22 protein-coding genes and 1 riboswitch are annotated in these 22,353 nt (G+C 60.0%); of the genes, 16 read left to right on the forward strand and 6 right to left on the reverse strand.

From position 1 onward, the window contains the following. Nucleotides 1-15 precede the first annotated feature (15 nt). Complete coding sequence (gene rsgA, locus J7394_RS10670) at nt 16-1,044, forward strand: ribosome small subunit-dependent GTPase A (protein WP_209252903.1); 1,029 nt, start codon at nt 16-18, stop codon at nt 1,042-1,044. A 43-nt stretch (nt 1,045-1,087) separates the two neighbouring features. Here rsgA and J7394_RS10675 read toward each other — a convergent pair whose 3' ends face one another. Further along, on the reverse strand, nt 1,088-1,945 hold the full coding sequence (locus tag J7394_RS10675) for an alpha/beta fold hydrolase (RefSeq protein WP_209252905.1): 858 nt from the start codon (nt 1,943-1,945) through the stop codon (nt 1,088-1,090). 156 nt (nt 1,946-2,101) lie between these two features. Next, a riboswitch (cobalamin riboswitch) is annotated at nt 2,102-2,323 on the forward strand. An 86-nt stretch (nt 2,324-2,409) separates the two neighbouring features. On the opposite strand from J7394_RS10675, the gene J7394_RS10680 reads away from it, so the two are divergent. Next, a complete protein-coding gene (locus J7394_RS10680) occupies nt 2,410-2,817 on the forward strand; it encodes a hypothetical protein (protein ID WP_209252907.1) in 408 nt (135 codons plus the stop codon). On the opposite strand, the gene J7394_RS10685 is transcribed toward J7394_RS10680, so the two are convergent. Beyond that, on the reverse strand, nt 2,814-3,317 hold the full coding sequence (locus J7394_RS10685) for a protein-tyrosine phosphatase family protein (protein ID WP_209252909.1): 504 nt from the start codon (nt 3,315-3,317) through the stop codon (nt 2,814-2,816). The two genes, J7394_RS10680 and J7394_RS10685, sit on opposite strands and share 4 nt — an antisense overlap. Before the next feature lie 273 nt (nt 3,318-3,590). Here J7394_RS10685 and J7394_RS10690 point away from each other — a divergent pair, with 273 nt between their 5' ends. The 5 genes from J7394_RS10690 to J7394_RS10710 all read left to right on the forward strand — a co-directional run bounded on the left by J7394_RS10690 (nt 3,591) and on the right by J7394_RS10710 (nt 7,821). Next, nucleotides 3,591-5,348, forward strand: coding sequence for a DNA polymerase III subunit gamma/tau (locus J7394_RS10690; RefSeq protein WP_209252911.1), 1,758 nt, complete (start codon nt 3,591-3,593; stop codon nt 5,346-5,348). Between the two features lie 232 nt (nt 5,349-5,580). Next, complete coding sequence (locus J7394_RS10695) at nt 5,581-5,925, forward strand: YbaB/EbfC family nucleoid-associated protein (protein WP_170328851.1); 345 nt, start codon at nt 5,581-5,583, stop codon at nt 5,923-5,925. Between the two features lie 61 nt (nt 5,926-5,986). After that, entirely contained in the window at nt 5,987-6,580 is a 594-nt protein-coding gene (gene recR, locus J7394_RS10700; RefSeq protein ID WP_209252912.1) for a recombination mediator RecR, read from the forward strand. Nucleotides 6,581-6,709: 129 nt separating this feature from the next. Then, nucleotides 6,710-7,300 carry a thermonuclease family protein gene (locus J7394_RS10705; RefSeq protein WP_209252913.1) on the forward strand — a complete coding sequence of 197 codons (591 nt, stop codon included), beginning with the start codon at nt 6,710-6,712 and terminating at the stop codon, nt 7,298-7,300. A gap of 32 nt (nt 7,301-7,332) precedes the next feature. Further along, complete coding sequence (locus J7394_RS10710; RefSeq protein ID WP_209252914.1) at nt 7,333-7,821, forward strand: hypothetical protein; 489 nt, start codon at nt 7,333-7,335, stop codon at nt 7,819-7,821. Here J7394_RS10710 and J7394_RS10715 read toward each other — a convergent pair. Next, on the reverse strand, nt 7,818-8,459 hold the full coding sequence (locus tag J7394_RS10715) for a ribonuclease T2 (protein ID WP_170552506.1): 642 nt from the start codon (nt 8,457-8,459) through the stop codon (nt 7,818-7,820). The genes J7394_RS10710 and J7394_RS10715 overlap by 4 nt on opposite strands. A gap of 130 nt (nt 8,460-8,589) precedes the next feature. On the opposite strand from J7394_RS10715, the gene J7394_RS10720 reads away from it, so the two are divergent. Then, entirely contained in the window at nt 8,590-9,354 is a 765-nt protein-coding gene (locus J7394_RS10720) for a DUF1013 domain-containing protein (RefSeq protein ID WP_170375456.1), read from the forward strand. Nucleotides 9,355-9,406: 52 nt separating this feature from the next. Beyond that, nucleotides 9,407-9,796, forward strand: a complete 390-nt coding sequence (locus J7394_RS10725; protein ID WP_209252915.1) for a hypothetical protein — start codon at nt 9,407-9,409, stop codon at nt 9,794-9,796. A gap of 53 nt (nt 9,797-9,849) precedes the next feature. Here J7394_RS10725 and J7394_RS10730 read toward each other — a convergent pair whose 3' ends face one another. Together J7394_RS10730 and J7394_RS10735 are read right to left on the reverse strand one after the other, a co-directional pair. Continuing rightward, nucleotides 9,850-10,881: a permease gene (locus J7394_RS10730; protein ID WP_209252916.1), complete on the reverse strand. Its 1,032-nt coding sequence runs from the start codon at nt 10,879-10,881 to the stop codon at nt 9,850-9,852. Then, the gene (locus J7394_RS10735; RefSeq protein ID WP_170375462.1) at nt 10,874-11,182 is read right to left on the reverse strand and encodes a helix-turn-helix transcriptional regulator; all 309 of its coding nucleotides are present in this window, start codon (nt 11,180-11,182) and stop codon (nt 10,874-10,876) included. The genes J7394_RS10730 and J7394_RS10735 overlap by 8 nt, the downstream gene beginning before the upstream one ends. A 128-nt stretch (nt 11,183-11,310) precedes the next feature. On the opposite strand from J7394_RS10735, the gene J7394_RS10740 reads away from it, so the two are divergent. The 7 genes from J7394_RS10740 to J7394_RS10770 all read left to right on the forward strand — a co-directional run bounded on the left by J7394_RS10740 (nt 11,311) and on the right by J7394_RS10770 (nt 21,401). Beyond that, the gene (locus J7394_RS10740) at nt 11,311-12,771 is read left to right on the forward strand and encodes a PLP-dependent aminotransferase family protein (protein WP_209252917.1); all 1,461 of its coding nucleotides are present in this window, start codon (nt 11,311-11,313) and stop codon (nt 12,769-12,771) included. Between the two features lie 128 nt (nt 12,772-12,899). Then, entirely contained in the window at nt 12,900-14,678 is a 1,779-nt protein-coding gene (xsc, locus tag J7394_RS10745; protein ID WP_209252918.1) for a sulfoacetaldehyde acetyltransferase, read from the forward strand. 5 nt (nt 14,679-14,683) lie between these two features. Then, nucleotides 14,684-15,721 (forward strand): phosphate acetyltransferase, encoded by a 1,038-nt coding sequence (pta, locus tag J7394_RS10750; protein ID WP_209252920.1) that lies wholly within the window; start codon nt 14,684-14,686, stop codon nt 15,719-15,721. Nucleotides 15,722-15,776: 55 nt separating this feature from the next. Then, nucleotides 15,777-16,808 (forward strand): putative sulfate exporter family transporter, encoded by a 1,032-nt coding sequence (locus J7394_RS10755; protein ID WP_209252922.1) that lies wholly within the window; start codon nt 15,777-15,779, stop codon nt 16,806-16,808. Nucleotides 16,809-16,835: 27 nt separating this feature from the next. Continuing rightward, complete coding sequence (locus J7394_RS10760) at nt 16,836-19,655, forward strand: molybdopterin oxidoreductase family protein (RefSeq protein ID WP_209252924.1); 2,820 nt, start codon at nt 16,836-16,838, stop codon at nt 19,653-19,655. Nucleotides 19,656-19,758: 103 nt separating this feature from the next. Further along, nucleotides 19,759-20,508, forward strand: coding sequence for a 4Fe-4S dicluster domain-containing protein (locus J7394_RS10765; protein ID WP_209252927.1), 750 nt, complete (start codon nt 19,759-19,761; stop codon nt 20,506-20,508). Further along, nucleotides 20,508-21,401, forward strand: a complete 894-nt coding sequence (locus tag J7394_RS10770; RefSeq protein WP_209252929.1) for a DmsC/YnfH family molybdoenzyme membrane anchor subunit — start codon at nt 20,508-20,510, stop codon at nt 21,399-21,401. Before J7394_RS10765 ends, J7394_RS10770 begins: the two co-directional genes overlap by 1 nt. Nucleotides 21,402-21,479: 78 nt before the next feature. Here J7394_RS10770 and dapA read toward each other — a convergent pair whose 3' ends face one another. Continuing rightward, nucleotides 21,480-22,352 (reverse strand): 4-hydroxy-tetrahydrodipicolinate synthase, encoded by an 873-nt coding sequence (gene dapA, locus J7394_RS10775; protein WP_209252932.1) that lies wholly within the window; start codon nt 22,350-22,352, stop codon nt 21,480-21,482. Nucleotide 22,353: the final 1 nt, after the last annotated feature.

Raw genomic sequence — 22,353 nt, forward strand, 5'->3', positions numbered from 1 at the left:
AACACAGGCAAACCAATGTCTTTTTCTCTTTCGGATCTGGGATGGTCCTCTCACTTTGCTGCACAACACGCGGCGCACGCGCAATTCATGCCTTTTCGTATCACCGCCGTTCACAGGGACCGTCTGGTCGGGATGAACGAGACTGGTGAAACGTCTCTGTTGGCCCCTGGTCACTCCACCGGCGATTTTGCGGTCGGAGATTGGGTGCTGGCCGACGACCAAAACCGGGTTCAGCATCTGCTTGACCGGCGCAGCCTGTTGCAACGCCGTGCTGCCGGAACCGGAGCCGAGGCGCAGTTGATCGCAGCCAATGTTGACGTGCTGTTCATCGTCAGCTCGTGCAATGCGGATTTCAATGTGCCACGGCTCGAACGGTATCTGGCGCTGGCGCATCAGGCGGAGTGCTATCCTGTCGTGGTCCTGACCAAGGCGGATAACTGCTCGGACCCCGCAGCCTATGCCAAGCAGGCCGAAGCGCTGGCCCCGTTTCTGACAGTCCTGACGGTCAACGCGCATGACGCGTCAGACATGCAACAGGTTCTGACATGGTGCCCGGCGGGTCAGACAGCGGCTTTGGTCGGGTCCTCCGGGGTTGGCAAAACAACGCTCGCCAACGGAATGACCGGTCAGGATCAGGCAACTGCAGCAATCCGCGAGGATGATGCACGAGGCCGCCACACCACGACGTCGCGCGCCTTGCATCCGATGCAAAATGGCGGTTGGCTGGTCGACACCCCCGGCATGCGCGCCCTGCGTCTGCTCGATGCGCAGGACGGGGTGGACGAAGTGTTCTCGGACATTCTGGAGCTAGTCCAAAACTGTCGTTTTTCGGATTGCCAGCATGAGGCCGAGCCCGGCTGCGCTGTGCAGGCGGCAATAGAAGAAGGCACGCTGGATGCAGATCGGCTGGAACGCTGGCGCAAGCTGAGGCGCGAGGATCAGCGCAACTCTGAAACCGTGGCCGAGGCGCGGGCACGCGACAAAGCCTTCGGCAAAATGGTCCGATCCGCGATGCACGGAAAGTCCGCGCGGCGCGGCGACTAAAACACGCGCTGAAAAAGGGGCGCCGGTTCGCCGGCGTCTTCCATCAAGCGATCAATCGGGGCCAGACTGCCGCATTGCGGCGGGCAAACACACCGATATGGCCGATTTCCGGAACGCCGAATTCTTCTGGCGACAACAGGTGGCGGCGTGCCTTCGGTCCGTAAAGATCTGCCAACCGCCAAACAGCGGCCTCAGGGACCAAATCATCATCAGTGCAGGCAAAGAGGTCAACGGGAACGTTGGAATCCTGCCATGTGGCTTGGGGCAGAGTGTCTCCGATCTCGGGCAGATAGCTTTGCGGCGCGGTGCACCATTTGCGCCATTGCCAATAGACCTTAGGCGGTAGGTCTGTTCCAAACCCAAGTGCCTTGCCCGGCAAATACCCCAGGCCGCGCACGACCAGAGGCACATGCCCATACCAGAACAACCCGGCCAGAGCGCGGTACGGCCAAGGGTGATCACCCAGTTTCACAAGGCCGGAACAGACGCAGATCATGCGATCAATCTTATCGATATCCGGCTGCACTGGCCCCAGCATCCCTCCAAGCGAATGACCAACTGACCATTGCTGCGCCAGCGGGAATCGGCGGCGCATCTCGGCCCGCGCGGCTGGTATGTCCTGCAAAGCCCAATCCGCCATCGAGATCTTCGAACGCCGCTGTGGCCCCGATTTCGAATGACCGAATTCCCGGTAGTCATATATCAAACAGGCGATATCCCGATCCGACGCCAACCATTGTGCAAAATGCTTGTAGTAGTCACGTGGAACGCCCGTCGCGCTGTTGACCACCACTACGGTTTCGGGCTGCGCTACGGGCCGGTAGATCCGCCCGGACAGGGCGCCATCTCCCACCGGGATCTGAACATCTTCAATCAGCACTGTTTGGTTTGAATCCAACATGGGCATCCTTGGCGAAAACTAAACTGATGAGTTCACTGTCACATGACCCCAGACTGTCCGCGCGAGTCAACTGCGATCCCGCATGACCACGCGTCCACTTCGCGCGCAGTCTTTCCGCGGCGCAGAAAGTTCAACTTGACTCAGGATGGTTATGAACGCTAGCGATGGTGCGATGGTTCCCGGCTTTCACTAGAGGTCGGGATGAAAAGGGAACACGGTGCGGTTTTCCCCGACTTGATCGGGTCAAACCAAATCCGCGACTGCCCCCGCAACTGTAAGCGGTGAGCGATGTCGAAGAGCCACTGGCCGAAAGGCCGGGAAGGTCGGCAAAGCGATGACCCGCAAGTCAGGAGACCTGCCATCGTCAACATAACCCAAACTCGGGCGGGGTGTCCGGGCAGGCCGTGACAGACCCTATCTGCCTACCTGATCCCAGCCCCTGTCCACCGCGCGGAGGGCGCAGGATGATCTGGAAGACGAAGACACATAGGTTCTCAGCAACCATCTGCCAACATACCGGTAAGACTTGCCCGGCACTGGCGCGACTGGCGCGTTCGATGGTTGACGCCTTGGAGCAAGCCGGTCCGGCGACCACATCGGATTTCGAAATCGAAGGCAGTAGCGATCTGACCCATTGCTCGGACGGCTGCCACGCCCGGTTTCGGGCCAGCCAGTCTCGGGTGCGGGTCTATTGCGGAGCGGACCCTGATGCCGACTGCGAGACCCTCGATCGCTATGCCGACCTTATGTTCGACACAGAAGCCAATAGCTTCCCAGCCGCTGCGATGACATCTCTGCCCTGCGCCATGCTTGAGGCATCAGTGATTGCGCCGCGCAAACCGGCCCCGGCGGAACTGCAACTGTCGGCTTAAGAATCCGCCAAAGCTCGGGCGGGCAAGGTGGCCCAGTGCTTCTGCGCGTCAGTTTCGACCGCGCAGGGGCGTAGCTTGCGCAACCGGTCCAGCGCTTGGGTTGGAGCTTCACCGCATTCGATCATCAACCTCAACACAACCATGCCGGAGCGACCACATCCGCCCTGACAATGGACAAGCACGCGCCCTCCGCCAGACAAAGCCTGCCGCGCCGCTGCACTAACATCGGGCCATTGCGCATCAACCTCTGCCGGTGGCACGCCGAAATCCTGAATCGGCAGATGCACCCAGCGGCTGGCGCGACCCTGAACGTCGCGGCCAAAATCGCGGGCTCCGAACTGGACCAGCTCGGCCTCGGTTGTCATCGACAGCACGAGGCCCGGCTTCCAATCTCCGATCGTTTCAAGGTCGCCTGCATAGTCGCCGCCCCTTCCCGGCATCGACGTCAGGGCAAGTGTGCCCCCGCCCACTTGCAAAGCATGAATAACCAAATTCGTCATGACAGCATCCCCCCGGAAGCGTTGATCCTGACTTTAATGCGTTTCGGGTTTTATCTGAATCACTCTGCGACACGAATGTCCCGAGAACGCCGCAGGCGTGGCAGGGTATTCGTGTCTCAAGTTAAACCCGAAACGCTCTAGGCTTGATTCACAATCCGCGGAGTGTACCTCTGACGCGCCGGTTTCCAAAACAAAATCGTTCTTCAACTCATGTGGACGCGGGCGGCGCGGGCCTCTACGCTGCGGTGACGTTCCGAATCCGCCAGAGCAGACATGACCGACTCAGACAGCCCCGCCTATCAGGTTCTCGCCCGCAAATATCGCCCGGAAACCTTTGCCGATCTGGTGGGTCAGGATGCGATGGTCCGCACGCTGAAAAACGCGTTTGAAGCGGATCGCATCGCGCAAGCCTTTGTCATGACAGGCATTCGCGGAACCGGCAAAACCACGACCGCACGGATCATTGCGAAAGGCATGAACTGTATCGGACCGGACGGAAATGGCGGACCCACGACCGATCCTTGCGGCCAATGTGAACACTGCGTCGCCATCATGGAAGGCCGTCATGTCGACGTTATTGAGATGGACGCCGCCAGCCGCACCGGCGTGAATGATATTCGCGAGATTATCGACAGTGTTCGCTACCGCGCTGCCTCGGCCCGCTACAAGATCTATATCATCGATGAGGTCCACATGCTGTCGACCAGCGCCTTCAACGCGCTGCTCAAGACGCTCGAGGAACCGCCGGCGCATGTGAAGTTCATCTTCGCCACAACCGAGATCCGCAAGGTGCCGGTTACGGTCCTGTCACGCTGTCAGCGCTTCGACCTGCGCCGGATCGAACCCGAAGACATGATCGGCCTGTTGCGCAAGATTGCCTCGGCTGAGAGCGCAGAGATTGCCGAGGATGCGTTGGCGCTGATCACCCGTGCTGCCGAGGGATCTGCCCGCGACGCGACCTCATTGCTGGATCAGGCGATCTCACACGGGGCCGGAGAGACGACGGCAGATCAGGTGCGCGCGATGCTGGGCCTGGCGGATCGTGGCCGGGTTCTGGACCTCATGGACATGATCCTGCGGGGCGATGCAGCTGGGGCGCTGACTGAGCTTGGTGGCCAATATGCCGAAGGGGCTGACCCACTGGCCGTGCTGCGTGATTTGGCCGAGATCACCCATTGGGTTTCGGTCGTGAAGATCACCCCGGACGCAGCCGAAGACCCCACTGTTTCCCCGGATGAACGCGCCCGGGGCCAGCAAATGGCCGAGGCCCTCCCCATGCGAGTGCTGACTCGGATGTGGCAGATGCTGTTGAAAGCACTTGAGGAGGTCTCAGCCGCCCCCAACGCCATGATGGCCGCCGAAATGGCGGTGATCCGACTGACTCACGTGGCCGACCTGCCCAGCCCGGAGGAGCTGATCAAACGGTTGCAGGATACGCCTCCTCCCCCCGGTGGCGGACCGGGTGGCGGGAAGCCCATTCAAAGCAACGGCGCGGCCCCGGTCGAAGCCCGCGCCGCTACAAGCTACACCCCTGCGCCACGCGGGTCCGGCGGCGCACCCGTCGCCGCCTTGGCGCAAGATACACAGACGGCACTGGCGCGATACCCAAGTTTCGAACATGTGGTCGAGCTGATCCGGAACAACCGAGACGTCAAACTTTTGGTCGAGGTCGAAAACGGCGTGCGGCTGGTCTCTTACCAGCCGGGACGGATCGAATTCACCCCATCTTCGCAAGCCCCGACCGATCTTGCACCACGGCTGGGCTCGGCCCTGCAACGTTGGACTGGCAACAGATGGGCGGTATCCATCGTGTCGGATGGTGACGCTCCGACGATCGCCGAAATCCGCGACAAAGCCGAACTGGCGCTGAAAGAAGAGGCCACGGCGCATCCCCTGGTTCAGGCCGTTCTGGCAAATTTCCCCAAGGCCAAAATCACCAGGATCGAAACACCGGAACAACGCGCCGCCCAAGTCGAGACCGAAGCCCTACCCGAGGTCGAAGATGAATGGGATCCTTTCGAAGAAGACTGACCTCTATTCAAAACCACACCCTCCCGCGCCCGCCACGGGCAGTCGGCTAAAGCCGATCACCCTGAGCGGCCTTGGGCCCGGCAGCGCTCGGGCTTTGCCCGAGCGCTGCCGGGCCCAACGGGAGGAAAGGTTTTGCCAAAGACCTTGACGACAGGCGGGAGCGCGCTCTGCTCTTGTGTCACCACGGTGACCCCCGTATCTAGGCACAAACCGGACTTACAGGAGAAGCAACATGCTAAAAGGACTAGGCGGCCTGGGCGATATGGCCAAGATGATGAAATCCGCGCAGGATCTTCAGACCAAGATGACCGAGATGCAGGAAGAGCTGAACAACCTGATGGTTGTAGGCGAGTCCGGCGCGGGGCTAGTCAAGGCGACGGCAACCGCCAAGGGAGAGCTGAAGGGTCTGGATATCGACCCGTCGATCTTCAATGGCGACGACAAGGAAGTGGTCGAGGACCTGATCCTGGCCGCCATCAAGGACGCTCAGACCAAAGCCGCCGAGCGCTCGCAGGCTGAAATGGCCAAGCTGACCGAAAGCATGGGCTTGCCCGCAGACATCAAACTGCCGTTCTGATCTTCATCTTTTCCCAAATACTCCCGCCGGAGACCCCCTCCGGCGTCAGACAGGACAGGCCGTGAGTTCCAACAGCGACATCGACAATCTGATCGACCTGATGGCCAAGCTCCCCGGCCTAGGTCCCCGCTCGGCCCGCCGCGCGGTGCTGCACCTGATCCGCAAACGCGCCCTGCTGCTGACGCCCCTGTCGGACGCCATGCAGCAGGTCGCCATCACTGCCCGCGAGTGCCTGAATTGCGGCAATGTAGGCACCACCGACATTTGCGACATCTGCAACGATGAGGCCCGTGCGACCGGAGAGCTTTGCGTCGTCGAAGACGTCGCCGACCTCTGGGCGATGGAGCGTTCAGGCGTGTTCAAAGGCCGCTATCACGTGTTGGGCGGCACGCTGTCGGCGCTGGATGGCGTCGGCCCGGATGAGTTGCGCATTCCCCGCCTCAAGGACCGGGTTGTTGCCGAAGGCGTCTCCGAGATCATTCTGGCCCTGAACGCCACCGTCGACGGCCAGACCACAGCGCATTACATCGCCGATCAGTTGGAGGGGCAGGTCCGCTTGACCTCACTAGCGCAGGGCGTGCCGATTGGGGGAGAGCTAGACTATCTGGATGACGGAACGATTACGGCGGCGTTGAGGGCACGAAAGGAGCTTTAAGCCCTCCGACGATGCCTTTAGCGGCTTTGAAAGAGTTTACATCGAACGCATTCATCAATTAGCATGCATCGAAGTGCCATTCTATTTTCAGAAACCACACAGATGCTACGATTTTTGTTCAGAGCCCTGATGGGTTCTTTCAGCAAGCCAAAAGCAACGCAACAGCGTTCTTCGGACCTACCGCGGCTCGAAGTAAAGCGGACGCCGGATTCCCTAAAACCATCAAGTCAGCCGACGGTCAGGTCACTTCGGGGAAAATGTCACGTCATAGACGGTGACACGATCATCATAAGTGGTTCGAAAATCAGAATTGCGGGAATCGACGCGCCTGAACTCGAACACCCTTGGGGCAAGAAGTCGAAATATGCGCTTATCCAGCTTTGTAAGGGCCAAGTTGTCACTGCGACGATCCAAGAGGACCTTTCATACGACAGGTTGGTCGCCAAGTGCCACCTTCCTGACGGAACAGATCTTGCCGCAGAGCTTGTGAAACTGGGCCTTGCACTGGATTGGCCCAAATACTCCGGAGGTGAATATGCCGATTTCGAACCTGCAGATATTCGGAAAAAGCTATGGCGCGCGGCCGCGCGTCAAAAGGGTCACATGAAAGCGTTTAACTCCGAAGTCAAACTCAGAAAAAAAAACCTGATTAACCTGTCCGAAGTGTGCCTACACGTTCAATGGTATTGTCCGGAGCGTTGCGGCCCTCGTATCAGTTAAGTGGAATAAACACACTAAACCCGGAGCATCACATGACCCGCCTCCTCGCCCTAACCCTCGCCACCTTCACCGCAATCTCCGCCCTCGCTCAAGATCTCGTCGACAAGGGCTTTGTCGATGGCTGGAACATCATGATGGACCCCGCTCTGGGCAATGGGTGCCTGATTCAGACAGTGTATCAGGACCTCTCGGTCGTGAGGATCGGTTATGACGCGCTGGACAATCGCGGGTATTTCGCCGTCTACAACAAGGCCTGGGGCGAAATCGAACAGGGCAAAACCTATCCGATCCGCTTTGATCTGGACGGCAAAAGCTATGACGCCACCGCCATTGGCTTTAACGAGCGTGACGTCCCCGGCGCGACCGTCTTTTTCACTGACCGGAATTTCGTCACCGCGATTGCTCAGAACAAGACGATGACCGTTTACAACCCGGCTGGCGACGTGGTGATGGCCATCGACCTCAAAGGCACCGCCAAGGCGCTGGAATACGCGCGGGACTGTCAGAACAAAAAGCTCTAACGAATCGGGTCGAACAGGGCGTCCTTGGCCGTGCAGTCCCGGATGACATCGCGGCCGCAGGGCACGGGATCAAGGTCGCGAGACAGGCACAGGCGAACCTCTTCGATATAGCCCTGTTTGCAGGTGATCGTGATCATGTCGCGCTCGAGCTTGGGATTGGCCTTTAGAAAGGCCTCTTCGACGATCGACGCGGGCAGTTTGACCGAGGTATCAAGTTGGCGGAACACCTCGGGCCGGGTCACGCGGCCATAGGCTTCGCGCGACAGATCCATATAGCCCCGCGCTGACAGGCCCGAACAGGTGCCGTGTTTCTTCCACTGATGCCATGCAAGGCCGGCACTGCCCTGAATATCTTCCATCGCGCGGGTCATTGCGCGCGACGGCGGGGCCTCGGGTGTGCGGCAATAGGAGGGCCAGCCCTGATGGAACTGCGGCCACAGCCCGTGCAAAATCCAGCCATGGTCATGCCGGGCGTCGCATTGGTCCGATCCACGTGCATCCCCTTCGCGCGCGCACCAGTTCGGAGACCAGCTCAGCGCCAGAACGTAGTAGTCGAACTCACCGGCCTTTTCGCCCTCGGCCAGCGCGGCAACGGCGCTTGTGACCCACAAAACCAGCGCTAAAAACCCTTGGCGCATTCGCCTCTTCCCTTCTTGCGTCGCGGCGACTATATACACCCCAAGTTCCCCGACAACGGAAACCTGCCCCAAAACCCCGGGGCCGCCGAATTCCGGCGACGGGACAGATGTATGTATAGGAGACGGGCTGATGGCAAAACCGCTTATGGCCAAGGCAACAGCCGTATGGCTGGTGGACAACACCACGATCAGCTTCAAGCAGATCGCGGATTTCGTAGGAATGCACGAGCTTGAGGTGCAGGGCATTGCCGATGGCGATGTGGCCGCTGGCGTCAAAGGGTTCGACCCGCTTGCAAACAACCAGCTGACGCAGGAAGAGATCGATGCAGCGCAGAACAACCCGCTGCACAAGCTGAAGCTCAAGTTCAACCCGTCGGCAACGGGCGAGGAAAAGCGCCGTGGCCCGCGCTATACCCCACTGTCCAAGCGTCAGGACCGTCCGAACTCTATCCTGTGGCTGGTCAAGTTCCACCCCGAGCTCAGCGATGGTCAGATCGCCAAGCTGGTGGGCACCACCAAGCCCACCATCCAGTCGATCCGCGAGCGCACGCACTGGAACATCGCCAACATGCAGCCCATCGACCCGGTTGCCTTGGGCCTGTGCAAACAGTCCGAACTGGACGCCGTGGTGCAAAAAGCCGCTGCGAAGAAAGCCGCCGAAGGCGGTGTGATGAGCGATGACGAGCGCCGCAAGCTGGTCTCGACCGAGCAGTCGCTGGAGATGGACGCAGCGCCGAAGATCCCGACCGCGATTGAGGGTCTGGAAACCTTCTCGCTGTCGGATGAGCCGGAAGCCGAAAAGGAAGACAGCGATCCGATCGTGGACGCCGACAGCTTCTTCAACCTGCCCAAAGGTGGCGGGGACGACGAAGAAGAAGACGATCTGCGCCCCTGATTTCTGACCCGCCCCGGTCTAAACTGGCTGGGGCGTTTTCTCGGGACCTCTCATGCTGAGCATTCTATCTGCCATCTTTGGCCCACACCGCGCCGTTACGATCTATGCCTTCCTAAAGACCTGGGGCTTGGGTTTGGCCGCTGCTGTGGTCATGGCGGTCATCGTCGGTGGCCTGTTCCTGCTGGGGGATGACGGCGAGCATGAGCATCATTCCTTCATGACCGTCCCGGTTTTGTCGGCCACAGCGATCAACGGCGATCTCAAGAACGGGGTCATCGCTTCGGTCCGTCTGCCGGATGGGACGGCCACGTCGATCACCTCGACCAAAGCGCCGGTTTCCCAATCGGTGGGCACCAGCGCCTGCGTGGAAAAACGCGTCTACGTGGAAAGCGGTGAGGCAAGATACCGGTTCAAACTGCCTCGGTTCTGCGAGGCTGGTTAAAACCTAACGAACCAGAGGAAAACGCCCGGGCACTGCGCCGGGCGTTTTCTTTTTCAGAGCATCTGGAACAGAATCCCAGCGACAATCGCGCCCCCGACCCCGAGGGTCAGATAGGTGGCGAAGACGCGCGGTTTCACCAGTGACCAAACCGCAGCCATGGCCGGGATTGAGCTGACCGCCCCTGCCACCATGAAGGACATGGCCGCCCCCGCCGTCATGCCTTGCTCCATCAGCCCCGCCAAAAGCGGTGGCGCGACGTAGGAGTTCAGATAGGCGGGCATTCCGACCAGCGCGGCAACGACGATGGGCAGCACGCCTTCTCCGCCGACGACGCGCGCGATCAGATCTGCAGGCACATAGCTGACCAGAAGCGCTTCAAGCACATAGGCCAGAGCAAGCCATTTCAGCAGGAAAATACCGTTATGCACGAACTCAGAGCGGAAACGCTGACGGCGTTCGGGTTCCTGCCAGAACGTCCAGACGGGTTTGTCATCCAGCTTGGGGCCGCAACCACAGCATCCGGCGGGTTTGTATTCGCGCAGGGGTTGAACGAAGGCTCCGTTGCGCATCAGAAGACGCACGGCAAACCCGCCGAACAGACCCAAGGCAACCGCTGCAACGGCCTTGCCGATTGCAAAGGGCCACCCCAATGCGCCTGCGGTGATTAGCAGTGTCGGCGGGTCGATCAGAGGCGAACTGAGCCAGAAGGCCATCACCGCAGACAGCGGCGCGCCCAGTGCCAGAAGCCCGGCGATGAACGGGATCACCTCACAGGAACAAAACGGCGCAAGCCCTCCGAATAGGGCGGCCAGAAAGATCATCCGGGTTTCTCGCCCCTCAAAGGCACGGGCCACCATGACTTCGGTCCCGGTGGCCTTGAGATAGGACAGCAGAAGGACAGCGAACAGGATATACTGGCCTGTATGCGCCAGCGCCTTGGCGGCAAAGGCTACGACCTCAGCCCAGTTGCCCGGATCGAAAACTGCGACCAACGCCAGTATCACGACGATCAAGGCCCAAGGCGTTTTGATCACATCCAGCGCGAGTTTGGCCGAGGCTTTCGGGTTTTGTGATAGTTCAGCCATCGTTTGCGGCCTTTCCGACTTCGTCTGCGCAGCATTCACTGAGAATAAACTGCGCCAGGTTTCGCAACTCGTTGAAACAGGCGCGATTGATCGTCGTGCGCCCGATCTTTTCCTGTTCAACCACACCACCTGCAGCCAGAAACCGAAGGTGATGCGCAAGCGTGGAGGGAGCGATGCCGGTACGTGTCTGGATCTCACCCACGGTCAGACCGGCCTGCCCGGCCCTCACAAGTGTTTTCAGAACCTTCAACCGGGCCTCGGACCCCATGGCCGAAAATCCTGCTGCAGCGGTTTCCCACATCCGAACTCTCCATTAAACTAGATTTCTAGTTATTTAGGTGATTCGAGTTTTGTCGTCAAGTTGCGGAAAATTTCATGCAGCGCGTAAGTCCAGATTGCCACTGCCTTAAGTCCAATCTATAAGCGCTCATGGCTATCTCTGTTGACACTTTCTTTCTTGAGCTGAACGGACAGGGGACTCTGCAGGCGCAAATCCAGCAGATGATCGCCGAAGGCATCCTGTCGGGTCGGTTCCACATCGGGGAAAAGCTGCCCTCGTCCCGCAAGCTGGCAACCCATCTGGGCGTCAGTCGGATTACCGTGACGCTGGCCTATACCGAGCTTCTGGCCAATGACTACCTGACCGCCAAAGGGCGATCCGGCTACTATGTGTCAGAAAATGCGCCGGTCCCTCCGAAATACACACCCGTCCCGCGCAGCGAAGAGACGGTCGACTGGGACAACGCGCTGGCCCGGCGGTTCTCGGGCGGCAATGTGCTGACCAAACCTCAGGACTGGCGCAACTACAAATACCCGTTCATCTACGGGCAGGCTGATCGGACTCTGTTTGACCATGCGAATTGGCGGCTTTGCGCGGTTCGGGCACTGGGACACAAGGATTTCGAGTCCCTGACGACTGACTACGCTGATCAGGACGATCCGCTGCTGGTCGAGTTCATTGCCCGCCACACCCTGCCCCGCCGAGGCATCACCGCCCGCCCCGAAGAGATCCTGATCACGCTGGGTGCGCAGAACGCGTTGTGGCTGGCCTCGCGCATTCTTCTGAAAAAGGGGCGTACAGCTGCAATTGAAGACCCCTGCTACTACGCTTTGCGTGAGCTGCTGAGCCATTCGGATTGCACCATGGCCCCGATCCGTGTGGATGGTGACGGGCTGCCGCCCGAGGCCCTGCCAGACGACACAGATGTGATCTTTACCACCCCCAGCCACCAAAGCCCGACAACGGCCACCATGCCCGTCAGCCGCAGGACCGCCTTGCTGGAACGCGCGAGCGAGTTGAACGCAATGATCGTTGAGGACGACTACGAATTCGAGATGGCTTATCTGGGCGCGCCCTCACCCGCGCTCAAATCCATGGATCGCGACGGGCGGGTGGTCTATGTGGGCAGCTTCTCGAAATCGCTGTTTCCGGGGTTGCGTCTAGGCTACATGGTCGGATCCGAGACCTTCATCCGCGAGGCACGCGCGCTTCGCTCGCTCGTGTTGCGGCATCCTCCGGGGCATGTTCAGCGCACGGCAGCCTATTTCCTGTCGCTCGGGCACTACGACGCTCAGATTCGGCGCATGTCGAACGCCCTAGCCCAACGGCGCGAGGCGTTGGACAAAGCCGTTCAGACCCATGCGCTGCAGGTTGCGGGGCGCGGCGTGCTCGGCGGGTCCTCCATATGGATGCAGGCCCCCGCGCATGTAGACACCGCGCAGCTAGCGGTCACATTGCAGGCGCAAGGGGTGCATATCGAACCCGGCGCGCCGTTCTTTTCGGGGCCGAAGCCACCTCGGAATTTCTACCGTCTGGGATATTCCTCGATTACGCCCGACCGCATCGAGGCCGGGGTGAAACTGATCGCGGATGCGATCCGGGCCAGTTGACCCTCGGCTGGACGTATTCCGCTGCCGCATCTGGCCCTAACGCCATGCGCAGCCTTGCGCCAAAACCCTATCAAAGGCCGGGCTGAAAACCCCGGCCAATTCACGTATTCAGTCTTGGAGAGCCACCGATGAAAATGACCACGGAAGAAGCCTTTGTTAAGGTTCTGCAGATGCACGGGATCGAGCATGCCTTTGGCATCATCGGTTCTGCCATGATGCCGATCTCGGATATTTTCGGGAAAGCAGGCATCACGTTCTGGGATTGCGCGCATGAAGGCTCTGGCGGCATGATGGCCGACGGTTACACCCGCGCCACCGGCAAAATGTCGATGATGATCGCGCAGAACGGACCCGGCATCACCAACTTTGTCACCGCCGTCAAAACCGCCTACTGGAACCACACCCCACTGCTGCTGGTCACCCCTCAGGCTGCGAACAAGACCATGGGTCAGGGCGGTTTCCAGGAAATGGAACAGATGCGGATGTTCGCAGACTGCGTCTGCTATCAAGAAGAAGTGCGCGACCCGTCGCGCATGGCCGAAGTCCTCAGCCGCGTGATCACCAAAGCAAAGCGCGCCTCGGCCCCGGCGCAGATCAACGTGCCGCGTGACTTCTTCACTCAGGTTGTCGATATCGAGCTGCCTGCCGTGGTGGAATTCGAACTGCCTTCGGGTGGCGCCTCTGCCGTGACCGAAGCTGCCGCTCTGCTGTCGGACGCCAAGAACCCGGTCATTCTGAACGGTGCTGGCACGGTCCTGTCCGCAGGCGGCATCGAAGCGTCGAAAGCGCTGGCCGAGCGTCTGGACGCCCCGGTGTGCGTTGGCTACCAGCACAATGACGCTTTCCCCGGCTCGCACCCGCTGTTTGCCGGCCCTCTGGGTTACAACGGCTCGAAGGCTGCGATGGAGCTGATCAAGGAAGCGGACGTGGTTCTGTGCCTCGGCACCCGTCTGAACCCGTTCTCGACCCTGCCCGGATACGGTCTGGAATACTGGCCGACTGAGGCAAAAATCATTCAGGTCGACATCAACCCGGACCGCATCGGTCTGACCAAGAAGGTCTCGGTTGGGATCGTGGGTGACGCAGCCACCGTTGCAACCAGCATCCTGGCACAGCTTTCGGGCACCGCAGGCGATGAAGGCCGCGATGCGCGCAAGGCGAAAATCGCCGAAACCAAGTCGCGCTGGGCGCAGGAACTGACCTCGATGGATCACGAGCAGGACGACCCGGGCACCACCTGGAATGAACGCGCCCGTGCGGCCAAGCCGGACTGGATGAGCCCGCGTATGGCATGGCGTGCGATTCAGTCCGCGCTGCCGAAAGAGGCGATCATCTCGTCCGACATCGGCAACAACTGCGCCATCGGCAACGCTTACCCCTCGTTTGAAGAAGGCCGTAAATACCTCGCCCCTGGCCTGTTCGGCCCCTGTGGCTATGGTCTGCCGTCAGTGATCGGCGCCAAAATCGGCTGTCCGGATGTGCCCGTTGTTGGTTTCTCGGGCGATGGTGCATTTGGCATCGCTGTAACCGAGCTGACGGCAATCGGCCGTGAGGAATGGCCCGCCGTGACCCAGATCGTCTTCCGCAACTACCAGTGGGGCGCTGAAAAGCGGAACTCGACCCTGTGGTTCGACGACAACTTCGTCGGCACCGAGTTGGATACCAAGGTCTCATACGCCGGAATCGCACAGGCATGTGGTCTGAAAGGCGTCGTCGCCCGTACTCAGGACGAACTGACATCGGCCCTGAACCAGGCGATCGAAGACCAGAAGAACGGTATCACCACGTTGATCGAAGCCATGATCAACCAGGAACTGGGTGAGCCGTTCCGCCGCGACGCGATGAAAAAGCCGGTTGAGGTTGCGGGTATCGAAGCAGCAGACATGAAGCCGCAAGTCGAGGCCTGATCGCGGTGAAGCCCCTCCATCAAATTCTCGGGGCTGCGACCAGTTCCAAAAAGATCATCGCCCTTGCTGAGGGCGATGATCCACGTGTTGTAGAAGGTGCGCTGAAAGCACGTGCCGAAGATGCAGCCGATATTATCCTTGTCGGCGATCAGGCCAAAGTTGCCTCTTTACTGGCTGAAAAAGGCGGAAGTGATATAGCCGGGATAGATATCCACGATCCGGCAACTTCGCCCCATTTGGATCGCTTTGCCGATGCCTATTTCGAACTGCGCAAACACAAAGGCGTAACGCCTGAGACTGCGAAGTCGCTGGTGCAAAACCGTCTGAACTACGCGGCGATGTTGGTCCATCTCGGGCTGGCTGACGGCACGGTCGGCGGTGCTGTGGAAACCACCTCGGACACCGTTCGTGCCGCTTTGCAGATCATCGGCAAAGCACCTGACGCCCATATGGTGTCCAGTTTCTTTCTGATGATCTATGACCGCGACCATCACGCAGTTCAGGGTGCCCATATTTTCGCCGACTGCGGGTTGGTTGTTGATCCGAACGAACGCGAGTTGGCCGAGATTGCTCAGGCCTCAGCCGCGTCCTATCGTACACTCACCGGAAAAGAGCCTCGTGTTGCGATGCTGTCTTTCTCTACCAGCGGCAGTGCCAGCCATCCGAAAGTGTCCAAGGTGGTTGAGGCCACACAAATTGCCAAAGCCGCCAATCCAAACCTGGTCATCGACGGAGAGTTGCAGTTCGACGCTGCCTATGTGCCAGAGGTCGCCAGTAAGAAAGCCAAGAATTCGCCACTGGAAGGGAAAGCAAACGTGTTTGTCTTTCCCAATCTCGATGCGGGCAACCTGGGGTACAAGATCGCCCAGCGCATTGGCGGGGCCGAGGCCATTGGTCCCGTTCTGCAAGGCTTGGCAAAACCCGCAAACGACCTCTCGCGCGGCTGTTCTTCGGACGATGTGTTGCACATGATCGCCGTGACCGCCGTGCAGGCACAACAAGTGGGTTCATCGCAAGAGCCAGTTCATACAGCTACTGCATAACCTCTGCGGCTTTGCCGCTTAACTGTAAACGTGTTCAAGAAAGATCAACGAACCGATGCTGGGTAAGACTGAACTCAAAAGCTCCTTCGGCGCGGATGTCGCCCAGACGGCTCGAACCATGTTCCCCGGGGTTATGGTGGCGATCACCGTTGCCGTAACGGCAAAATTCCTGTCGGAACACTACGCGACCCCAGCCATGCTGATGGCCTTGCTAATTGGCATCGCGCTCAGCTTTCTGGGCGAAGAGGGCAAAACCGTGCCCGGCATCGGTTTTGCAGCCAGAACCCTGCTGCGCCTCGGCGTGGCGCTTTTGGGTGTGCGGATTTCCATGACGCTGATGATGGGGTTGGGTTGGGACCTGATCGCCCTTGTGGTTGGCGGCGTATTGGCCACCATTGGATTCGGCCTTTTGATCGCACGGTTCTTTGGTCACAAATGGCGTTTTGCGTTCCTGACGGCGGGCTCTGTCGCCATCTGCGGCGCGTCAGCGGCAATGGCGATCAGTGCCATCCTGCCCAAGGATGAACGATCCGAAGAGCGGCTGATTTTCACCGTTTTGGGCGTTACGGTCCTGTCGACCATCGCCATGATCGCCTATCCGATTCTGGTGCGCACGCTAGGCATGGATGACGTGGCGGGCGGTGTGTTTCTGGGTGGCACGATCCACGATGTGGCACAGGTTGTCGGCGCGGGGTTCTCAATCTCGGAACAAACCGGTGACACCGCCACGCTGGTCAAACTGTTCCGCGTAGCGATGCTGGCCCCGGTGGTTCTGGTCGCCTCGCTGATCATCCGCAACGTCACCGACATGGACGAAGCGGGCAAGCGCCCTCCGATCCTACCCGGCTTTGTGATCGGGTTTCTGGTACTGGCCGCGGCCAGCTCGTTCGGCCTGATCCCGCCCTTCCTGTCCGAGTTGCTCAGCCAGACATCGCGCTGGCTGCTTCTGATCGCGATCGCTGCGGTTGGAATGAAGACAAACCTGAAACAAATCCTCTCGGTCGGAGGCGCAGCCATTGCCCTGATCGTCGTGGAAACTCTTTTTATTGCAGGAATTATCCTCGCCGGACTAACATTCCTAACCTGACCCGCCGCCCCGACATAAGGACGCCAGATGACAATCCAGCAACCGAAGATCGACACCAGCCCGAAAGTCTCGGACGAGATCCGGCGCACCACCTGTTATATGTGCGCCTGTCGCTGCGGCATCAATGTTCACATGAAGGACGGCAAGGTTGCCTATATCGAGGGCAACCGTGACCACCCAGTCAACAAAGGCGTACTTTGCGCCAAGGGCAGCGCCGGGATCATGCAGGTCAACGCGCCTTCACGCCTGCGCAAGCCTCTGCGGCGCGTCGGTCCGCGCGGCTCAGGTGAGTTCCGCGAGATCGAATGGGACGAGGCGATCAGCACTGCCGTCGGTTGGCTGAACGAGTTGCACGAGACCGCACCGCACAAGCTGGCCTTCTTCACCGGTCGCGATCAAAGCCAAAGCTTCACCAGCTTCTGGGCACAGAATTTTGGTACGCCCAACTATGCGGCCCATGGCGGGTTCTGCTCGGTCAACATGGCAGCGGGCGGCATTTACACGATGGGCGGCGCGTTTTGGGAGTTCGGCCAACCCGATTGGGACCACACCAAGCTGTTCATGCTTTTCGGTGTGGCCGAGGATCATGACAGCAACCCGATCAAGATGGGCATCGGCAAGATCAAGGCGCGCGGCGCGCGGGTGATCGGGGTGAACCCGATCCGCTCGGGCTATAACGCGGTGGCCGATGATTGGGTCGGGATCACGCCGGGCACCGATGGGCTGTTCATCCTGTCGCTGATCCATGTGCTGATGAAGGCTGGCAGGATCGACCTCGACTACCTTGCCCGCTACACTAACGCGCCGGTTCTTGTGAATGCTTCTGACGGCCCGGAGAAGGGCCTGTTCCTGCGCGATGCAGACGGAAAGCCTCTGGTGATCGACCGTGTGACCGGTGAGCCCGCCGCCTTTGACAAACCCGGCGTGCGCCCGGACCTGTCAGCCACCTACGACAAGGATGGCGTCACCCACCGCCCCGTCTTTCACCTGATGGCCGAGAAATACCTCTCGGACGATCACGCCCCCGAAAACGTGGCCGAGCGCTGCGGCATACCGGCCCAGAAAATCCGCGCCATCGCCGCCGAAATCGCCCGCGTTGCCTTTGATGAGGCCATCGAGCTTGACCAGGAATGGACCGACTTCCGGGGCGAAAAGCACAGCAAAATGACGGGCCGCCCGGTCAGCTTCCACGCCATGCGGGGGATCTCGGCCCATGCCAACGGCTTCCAGACCTGTCGCGCGCTACATGTGCTGCAGATCCTGCTGGGTACGGTCGAGGTCCCCGGCGGCTTCCGCTTCAAACCGCCCTACCCCAAACCCGTCGAGGCGCACCCCACACCGCACGGAGACCGCCGTCCGGGTCGCCCGCTGGAAGGCCCTCACCTTGGCTTCCCGCGCGGCCCCGAAGATCTGCTGCTAGACGAAGACGGCACTGCTCAGCGTATCGACAAAGCCTTTACATGGGAAAACCCGATGTCAGCCCACGGGCTGATGCACATGGTGATTTCGAACGCCGCCGCAGGCGATCCCTACAAGATCGACACGTTGTTCATGTATATGGCGAATATGTCGTGGAACTCCTCCATGAATACCAAAGGTGTGACGGAGATGCTGTCGGCCAAAACCGAAGACGGCAAATACGTTATCCCGCATATCATCTACTCGGATGCCTATTCCTCGGAAATGGTCGCCTATGCCGACCTGATCCTGCCCGACACCACATATCTGGAACGGCACGATTGTATATCGTTGCTGGATCGCCCGATCTGCGAGGCAGATGCCGCCGCTGATGCCATCCGCTGGCCGGTGGTTGAACCCGACCGCGACGTGCGCGGGTTCCAATCGGTGCTGATTCAACTCGCCAACCGCATGAGCCTGCCGGGCTTCACCAACGAAGACGGCACACCCAAGTGGAAGGACTATGCCGACTATATCGTCAATCACCAGCGCAAACCCGGCATCGGCCCACTGGCCGGGTTCCGGGGCGAGGACGGCTCCAAAGAAGGCCGCGGAGAGGTCAACCCGGACCAACTGAACCGCTATATCGACAACGGAGGCTTCTACGTCGCGCATATCCCCGAAGGCGCGGATTACTACAAACCGTGGAATACCGCCTATCAGGACTGGGCCGTTGGCATGGGCCTCTACGACAGCCCGCAGCCCTATTTGTTTCAGCTGTACTCCGAGCCGATGCGCAAATTCCAGCTAGCCGCCGAGGGGCACGGTGACCGTCAGCCCCCGGGCCACCTACGCCAGCGCCTCAAAGAAACAATGAACCCCCTGCCCATCTGGTACGAATCTGACCAGCATGGCAACGAGGGCTTCACCGTCAACGCCCTGACCCAGCGTCCGATGGCGATGTACCACAGTTGGGGCACCCAGAACGCATGGCTGAGGCAATTGCACGGGCGCAACCCACTCTACGTGCCAACCAAACTGATGCGCGAACACAACCTGCAAGACGGAGATTGGGCAAAAGTCACCTCCCCTCATGGGGAAATCACCGTCCCGGTCATGGAAATGGCGGCGCTCAACGACAACACCGTTTGGACGTGGAACGCCATCGGCAAACGCAAAGGCGCATGGGCCCTGCAGGAAGACGCGCCCGAGGCCACCAAAGGCTTCCTGCTCAACCACCTGATCCACGAGCTCCTGCCACCCAAAGGCGACGGCATGCGATGGGCCAATTCCGATCCGATCACGGGTCAGGCTGCCTGGTTCGACCTGAAAGTGAAAATCGAAAAAACCGCCGCCCCAAGCGACGCGGAAAGCCAACCCGAGTTTGCCCCAATTAAATCCCCTGTCGGCACCGGCCCCAAAGACCTCGCCTGGAAGGTGGGCAAATGATCCGTCCTTCATCTGGCCAAAAATATCCCGGGGGTGAATTGAGCCGCAGGCTCAAGAGGGGGCTGGCCCCCTTGCCCGCGTGCCACAGCATAGGTTCACTGACATGACCCAGCTCCCCACGTCCACAGACCGCAAAATGGGTCTCGTCATCGACCTGGATACATGCGTTGGCTGCCATGCCTGCGTGATCTCGTGCAAGGGCTGGAATACGGAAAACTACGGTGCGCCCCTGTCAGATCAGGACGCATACGGCGCCGACCCTTCAGGCACCTTTCTGAACCGCGTGCATTCCTACGAGGTGCTGCCCACCGAAAGCCCGGCCCAGCTCATCCACTTCCCGAAATCCTGCCTGCATTGCGAAGATGCCCCCTGCGTGACTGTCTGCCCAACCGGGGCCAGCTACAAACGGGTGGAAGACGGCATTGTGCTGGTCAACGAAAGCGACTGCATCGGTTGTGGCTTGTGCGCATGGTCCTGCCCCTATGGCGCGCGTGAGATGGATATGGCCGAAGGCGTGATGAAGAAATGCACACTCTGTGTCGACCGTATCTACAACGAAAACCTGCCCGAGGTGGACCGAGTGCCCTCCTGCGTCCGCACTTGTCCCGCGGGCGCGCGTCATTTCGGTGACCTCGGAGACCCTGAAAGCGATGTCAGCAAACTGGTGGCCGAACGCGACGGCATGGACCTGATGCCCGAAATGGGCACCAAACCGGTCAACAAATACCTGCCGCCCAGACCCAAGGATCAGATCGAGGACCAGATCGACATTCTGGCCCCGCTGCTGGCCCCCGTCGCGGAAGAGCCCAAAGGGTTCCTCGGCTGGCTTGACAAAACTCTGGAGAAGCTCTGATGCATCCGGCCCCTTCCGTTATCATCTTCACCACCTTGTCCGGCCTCGGCTTTGGGCTGCTGTTCTTCCTTGGCCTCGGAATGCCCGAGGTCACAGGCTGGGTTGCGTTTGTCTTCTTCCTGATTGCCTACGTGCTGGCCGTCGGCGGATTGCTGGCGTCGACCTTTCACCTCGGTCACCCAGAGCGAGCGTGGAAAGCGTTCACGCAATGGCGCTCTAGCTGGCTCAGCCGCGAGGGTTGGTGCGCAGTGATCGCACTGGTCCTGATGGGCCTGTTCGCCATCGGTTCAGTTTTCATGGGCGAACGCTGGAGCCTTTTAGGTTGGCTCGGCGCGTTGTTCTCGCTGGCCACGGTGTTCACCACATCAATGATCTACACCCAGCTCAAGACGATCCCCCGTTGGAACATGAAGCTAACGCCGGCCATGTTCCTCAGCTTCAGCCTGGCCGGAGGAGCCCTGATGGCCGGTCAAACCTCGGTCGCGCTGCCTTTGCTGTTGATCGCCGCTCTCGTGCAGATTCTGTACTGGCGTCAGGGGGACAAGGCGCTTGCCAGCTCGGGGACTGACCTTGGGACAGCAACAGGATTGGGTCAGCGCGGGTCGGTGCGGGCGTTTGAGCCTCCGCATACCGGGACCAACTACTTGCTACGAGAGTTCGTCCACGTGGTTGGCCGCAAACATGCTGAGAAGCTGCGGATCATCTCGTTCCTTCTGGCCTTTGCGCTTCCCGTTCTGTTCATCGCAATTCCGTTGGAGGGGATCGCACTGAAACACCTGCTTGCGCTGCTGGCGGTTGTTTCGCATTTGGCCGGGGTTGCCGCGTCGCGCTGGTTGTTCTTCGCGCAGGCGGAGCATGTCGTCGGGCTGTATTACGGCAGCGATAAGGAGTGAGGGGGCCAGCCCCCTCTTGGCCCTTTGGGCCAATTCACCCCCGGGATATTTTTAGCCAGATGAAGAGCGGACCCTGTTTCAGATCAGGCCCGCATGCGCCATCGCGGCTTCGATCGCAGCCTTGGTGCTGTCTTCCAGTTCGGTCAGAGGGGAGCGAACTTCAGTGCTGCAAAGACCCAGTTTGCTCAGCGCGTATTTCGCGCCGACCAGGCCGGGCTCGATGAAGATCGCTTCGTGCAGCGGCATCAGGCGGTCCTGATACTCCAGAGCCTTGGCATAGTCGCCCGCCAGCGTGGCCTGTTGGAACTCGGCGCAAAGTTTCGGAGCCACGTTGGCCGTAACGGATATACAGCCCACACCGCCATGCGCGTTGAAGCCCAGCGCGGTGGCGTCTTCGCCCGACAGCTGACAGAAGTCGGCACCACAGCTTGCGCGCTGCTGGCTGACGCGCGCCAGATCGCCGGTCGCGTCTTTGACACCGACAATGCGCGGCAGCTTGGCCAGTTCACCCATGGTCGCGGGGGTCATGTCGATGACCGAACGGCCCGGGATGTTGTAGATGATGATCGGAATCTCGGCGCAATCGTGCAGGGCACGGAAATGTGCCAATAGGCCTTTTTGGGTCGGCTTGTTGTAATAGGGCGTGACCACCAGTGCCGCATCGGCCCCGACAGTCTTGGCAAACTGGACGAATCGAACTGCCTCGACCGTGTTGTTCGAACCTGCCCCCGCAATCACCGGCACCCGACCTGCAGCAGCTTTGACCACTTCGGCCACGACGGTTTCGTGTTCTTCATGGCTCAACGTCGGGCTTTCGCCGGTGGTGCCTACGGGAACCAAACCGGTCGAGCCTTCCTTTATCTGCCACTCTACCAAGTGTTTGAGCGTATCCAGGTCCAACTCGCCGTTGCTGAACGGGGTGACGAGGGCTGGCATTGAGCCTTTGAACATG

This window comes from Ruegeria sp. R13_0 (assembly GCF_017743995.1).
Taxonomy (GTDB): domain Bacteria; phylum Pseudomonadota; class Alphaproteobacteria; order Rhodobacterales; family Rhodobacteraceae; genus Ruegeria.

What these genes read in the sequence shown, in the direction of transcription:
- rsgA (WP_209252903.1), top strand. Translation starts at nt 16, where the DNA reads ATGTCTTTTTCTCTTTCGGATCTGGGATGGTCCTCTCACTTTGCTGCA.
- J7394_RS10675 (WP_209252905.1), bottom strand. Translation starts at nt 1,945, where the DNA reads ATGTTGGATTCAAACCAAACAGTGCTGATTGAAGATGTTCAGATCCCG.
- J7394_RS10680 (WP_209252907.1), top strand. Translation starts at nt 2,410, where the DNA reads ATGATCTGGAAGACGAAGACACATAGGTTCTCAGCAACCATCTGCCAA.
- J7394_RS10685 (WP_209252909.1), bottom strand. Translation starts at nt 3,317, where the DNA reads ATGACGAATTTGGTTATTCATGCTTTGCAAGTGGGCGGGGGCACACTT.
- J7394_RS10690 (WP_209252911.1), top strand. Translation starts at nt 3,591, where the DNA reads ATGACCGACTCAGACAGCCCCGCCTATCAGGTTCTCGCCCGCAAATAT.
- J7394_RS10695 (WP_170328851.1), top strand. Translation starts at nt 5,581, where the DNA reads ATGCTAAAAGGACTAGGCGGCCTGGGCGATATGGCCAAGATGATGAAA.
- J7394_RS10705 (WP_209252913.1), top strand. Translation starts at nt 6,710, where the DNA reads ATGGGTTCTTTCAGCAAGCCAAAAGCAACGCAACAGCGTTCTTCGGAC.
- J7394_RS10710 (WP_209252914.1), top strand. Translation starts at nt 7,333, where the DNA reads ATGACCCGCCTCCTCGCCCTAACCCTCGCCACCTTCACCGCAATCTCC.
- J7394_RS10715 (WP_170552506.1), bottom strand. Translation starts at nt 8,459, where the DNA reads ATGCGCCAAGGGTTTTTAGCGCTGGTTTTGTGGGTCACAAGCGCCGTT.
- J7394_RS10720 (WP_170375456.1), top strand. Translation starts at nt 8,590, where the DNA reads ATGGCAAAACCGCTTATGGCCAAGGCAACAGCCGTATGGCTGGTGGAC.
- J7394_RS10725 (WP_209252915.1), top strand. Translation starts at nt 9,407, where the DNA reads ATGCTGAGCATTCTATCTGCCATCTTTGGCCCACACCGCGCCGTTACG.
- J7394_RS10730 (WP_209252916.1), bottom strand. Translation starts at nt 10,881, where the DNA reads ATGGCTGAACTATCACAAAACCCGAAAGCCTCGGCCAAACTCGCGCTG.
- J7394_RS10735 (WP_170375462.1), bottom strand. Translation starts at nt 11,182, where the DNA reads ATGTGGGAAACCGCTGCAGCAGGATTTTCGGCCATGGGGTCCGAGGCC.
- J7394_RS10740 (WP_209252917.1), top strand. Translation starts at nt 11,311, where the DNA reads ATGGCTATCTCTGTTGACACTTTCTTTCTTGAGCTGAACGGACAGGGG.
- xsc (WP_209252918.1), top strand. Translation starts at nt 12,900, where the DNA reads ATGAAAATGACCACGGAAGAAGCCTTTGTTAAGGTTCTGCAGATGCAC.
- J7394_RS10755 (WP_209252922.1), top strand. Translation starts at nt 15,777, where the DNA reads ATGCTGGGTAAGACTGAACTCAAAAGCTCCTTCGGCGCGGATGTCGCC.
- J7394_RS10760 (WP_209252924.1), top strand. Translation starts at nt 16,836, where the DNA reads ATGACAATCCAGCAACCGAAGATCGACACCAGCCCGAAAGTCTCGGAC.
- J7394_RS10765 (WP_209252927.1), top strand. Translation starts at nt 19,759, where the DNA reads ATGACCCAGCTCCCCACGTCCACAGACCGCAAAATGGGTCTCGTCATC.
- J7394_RS10770 (WP_209252929.1), top strand. Translation starts at nt 20,508, where the DNA reads ATGCATCCGGCCCCTTCCGTTATCATCTTCACCACCTTGTCCGGCCTC.
- dapA (WP_209252932.1), bottom strand. Translation starts at nt 22,352, where the DNA reads ATGTTCAAAGGCTCAATGCCAGCCCTCGTCACCCCGTTCAGCAACGGC.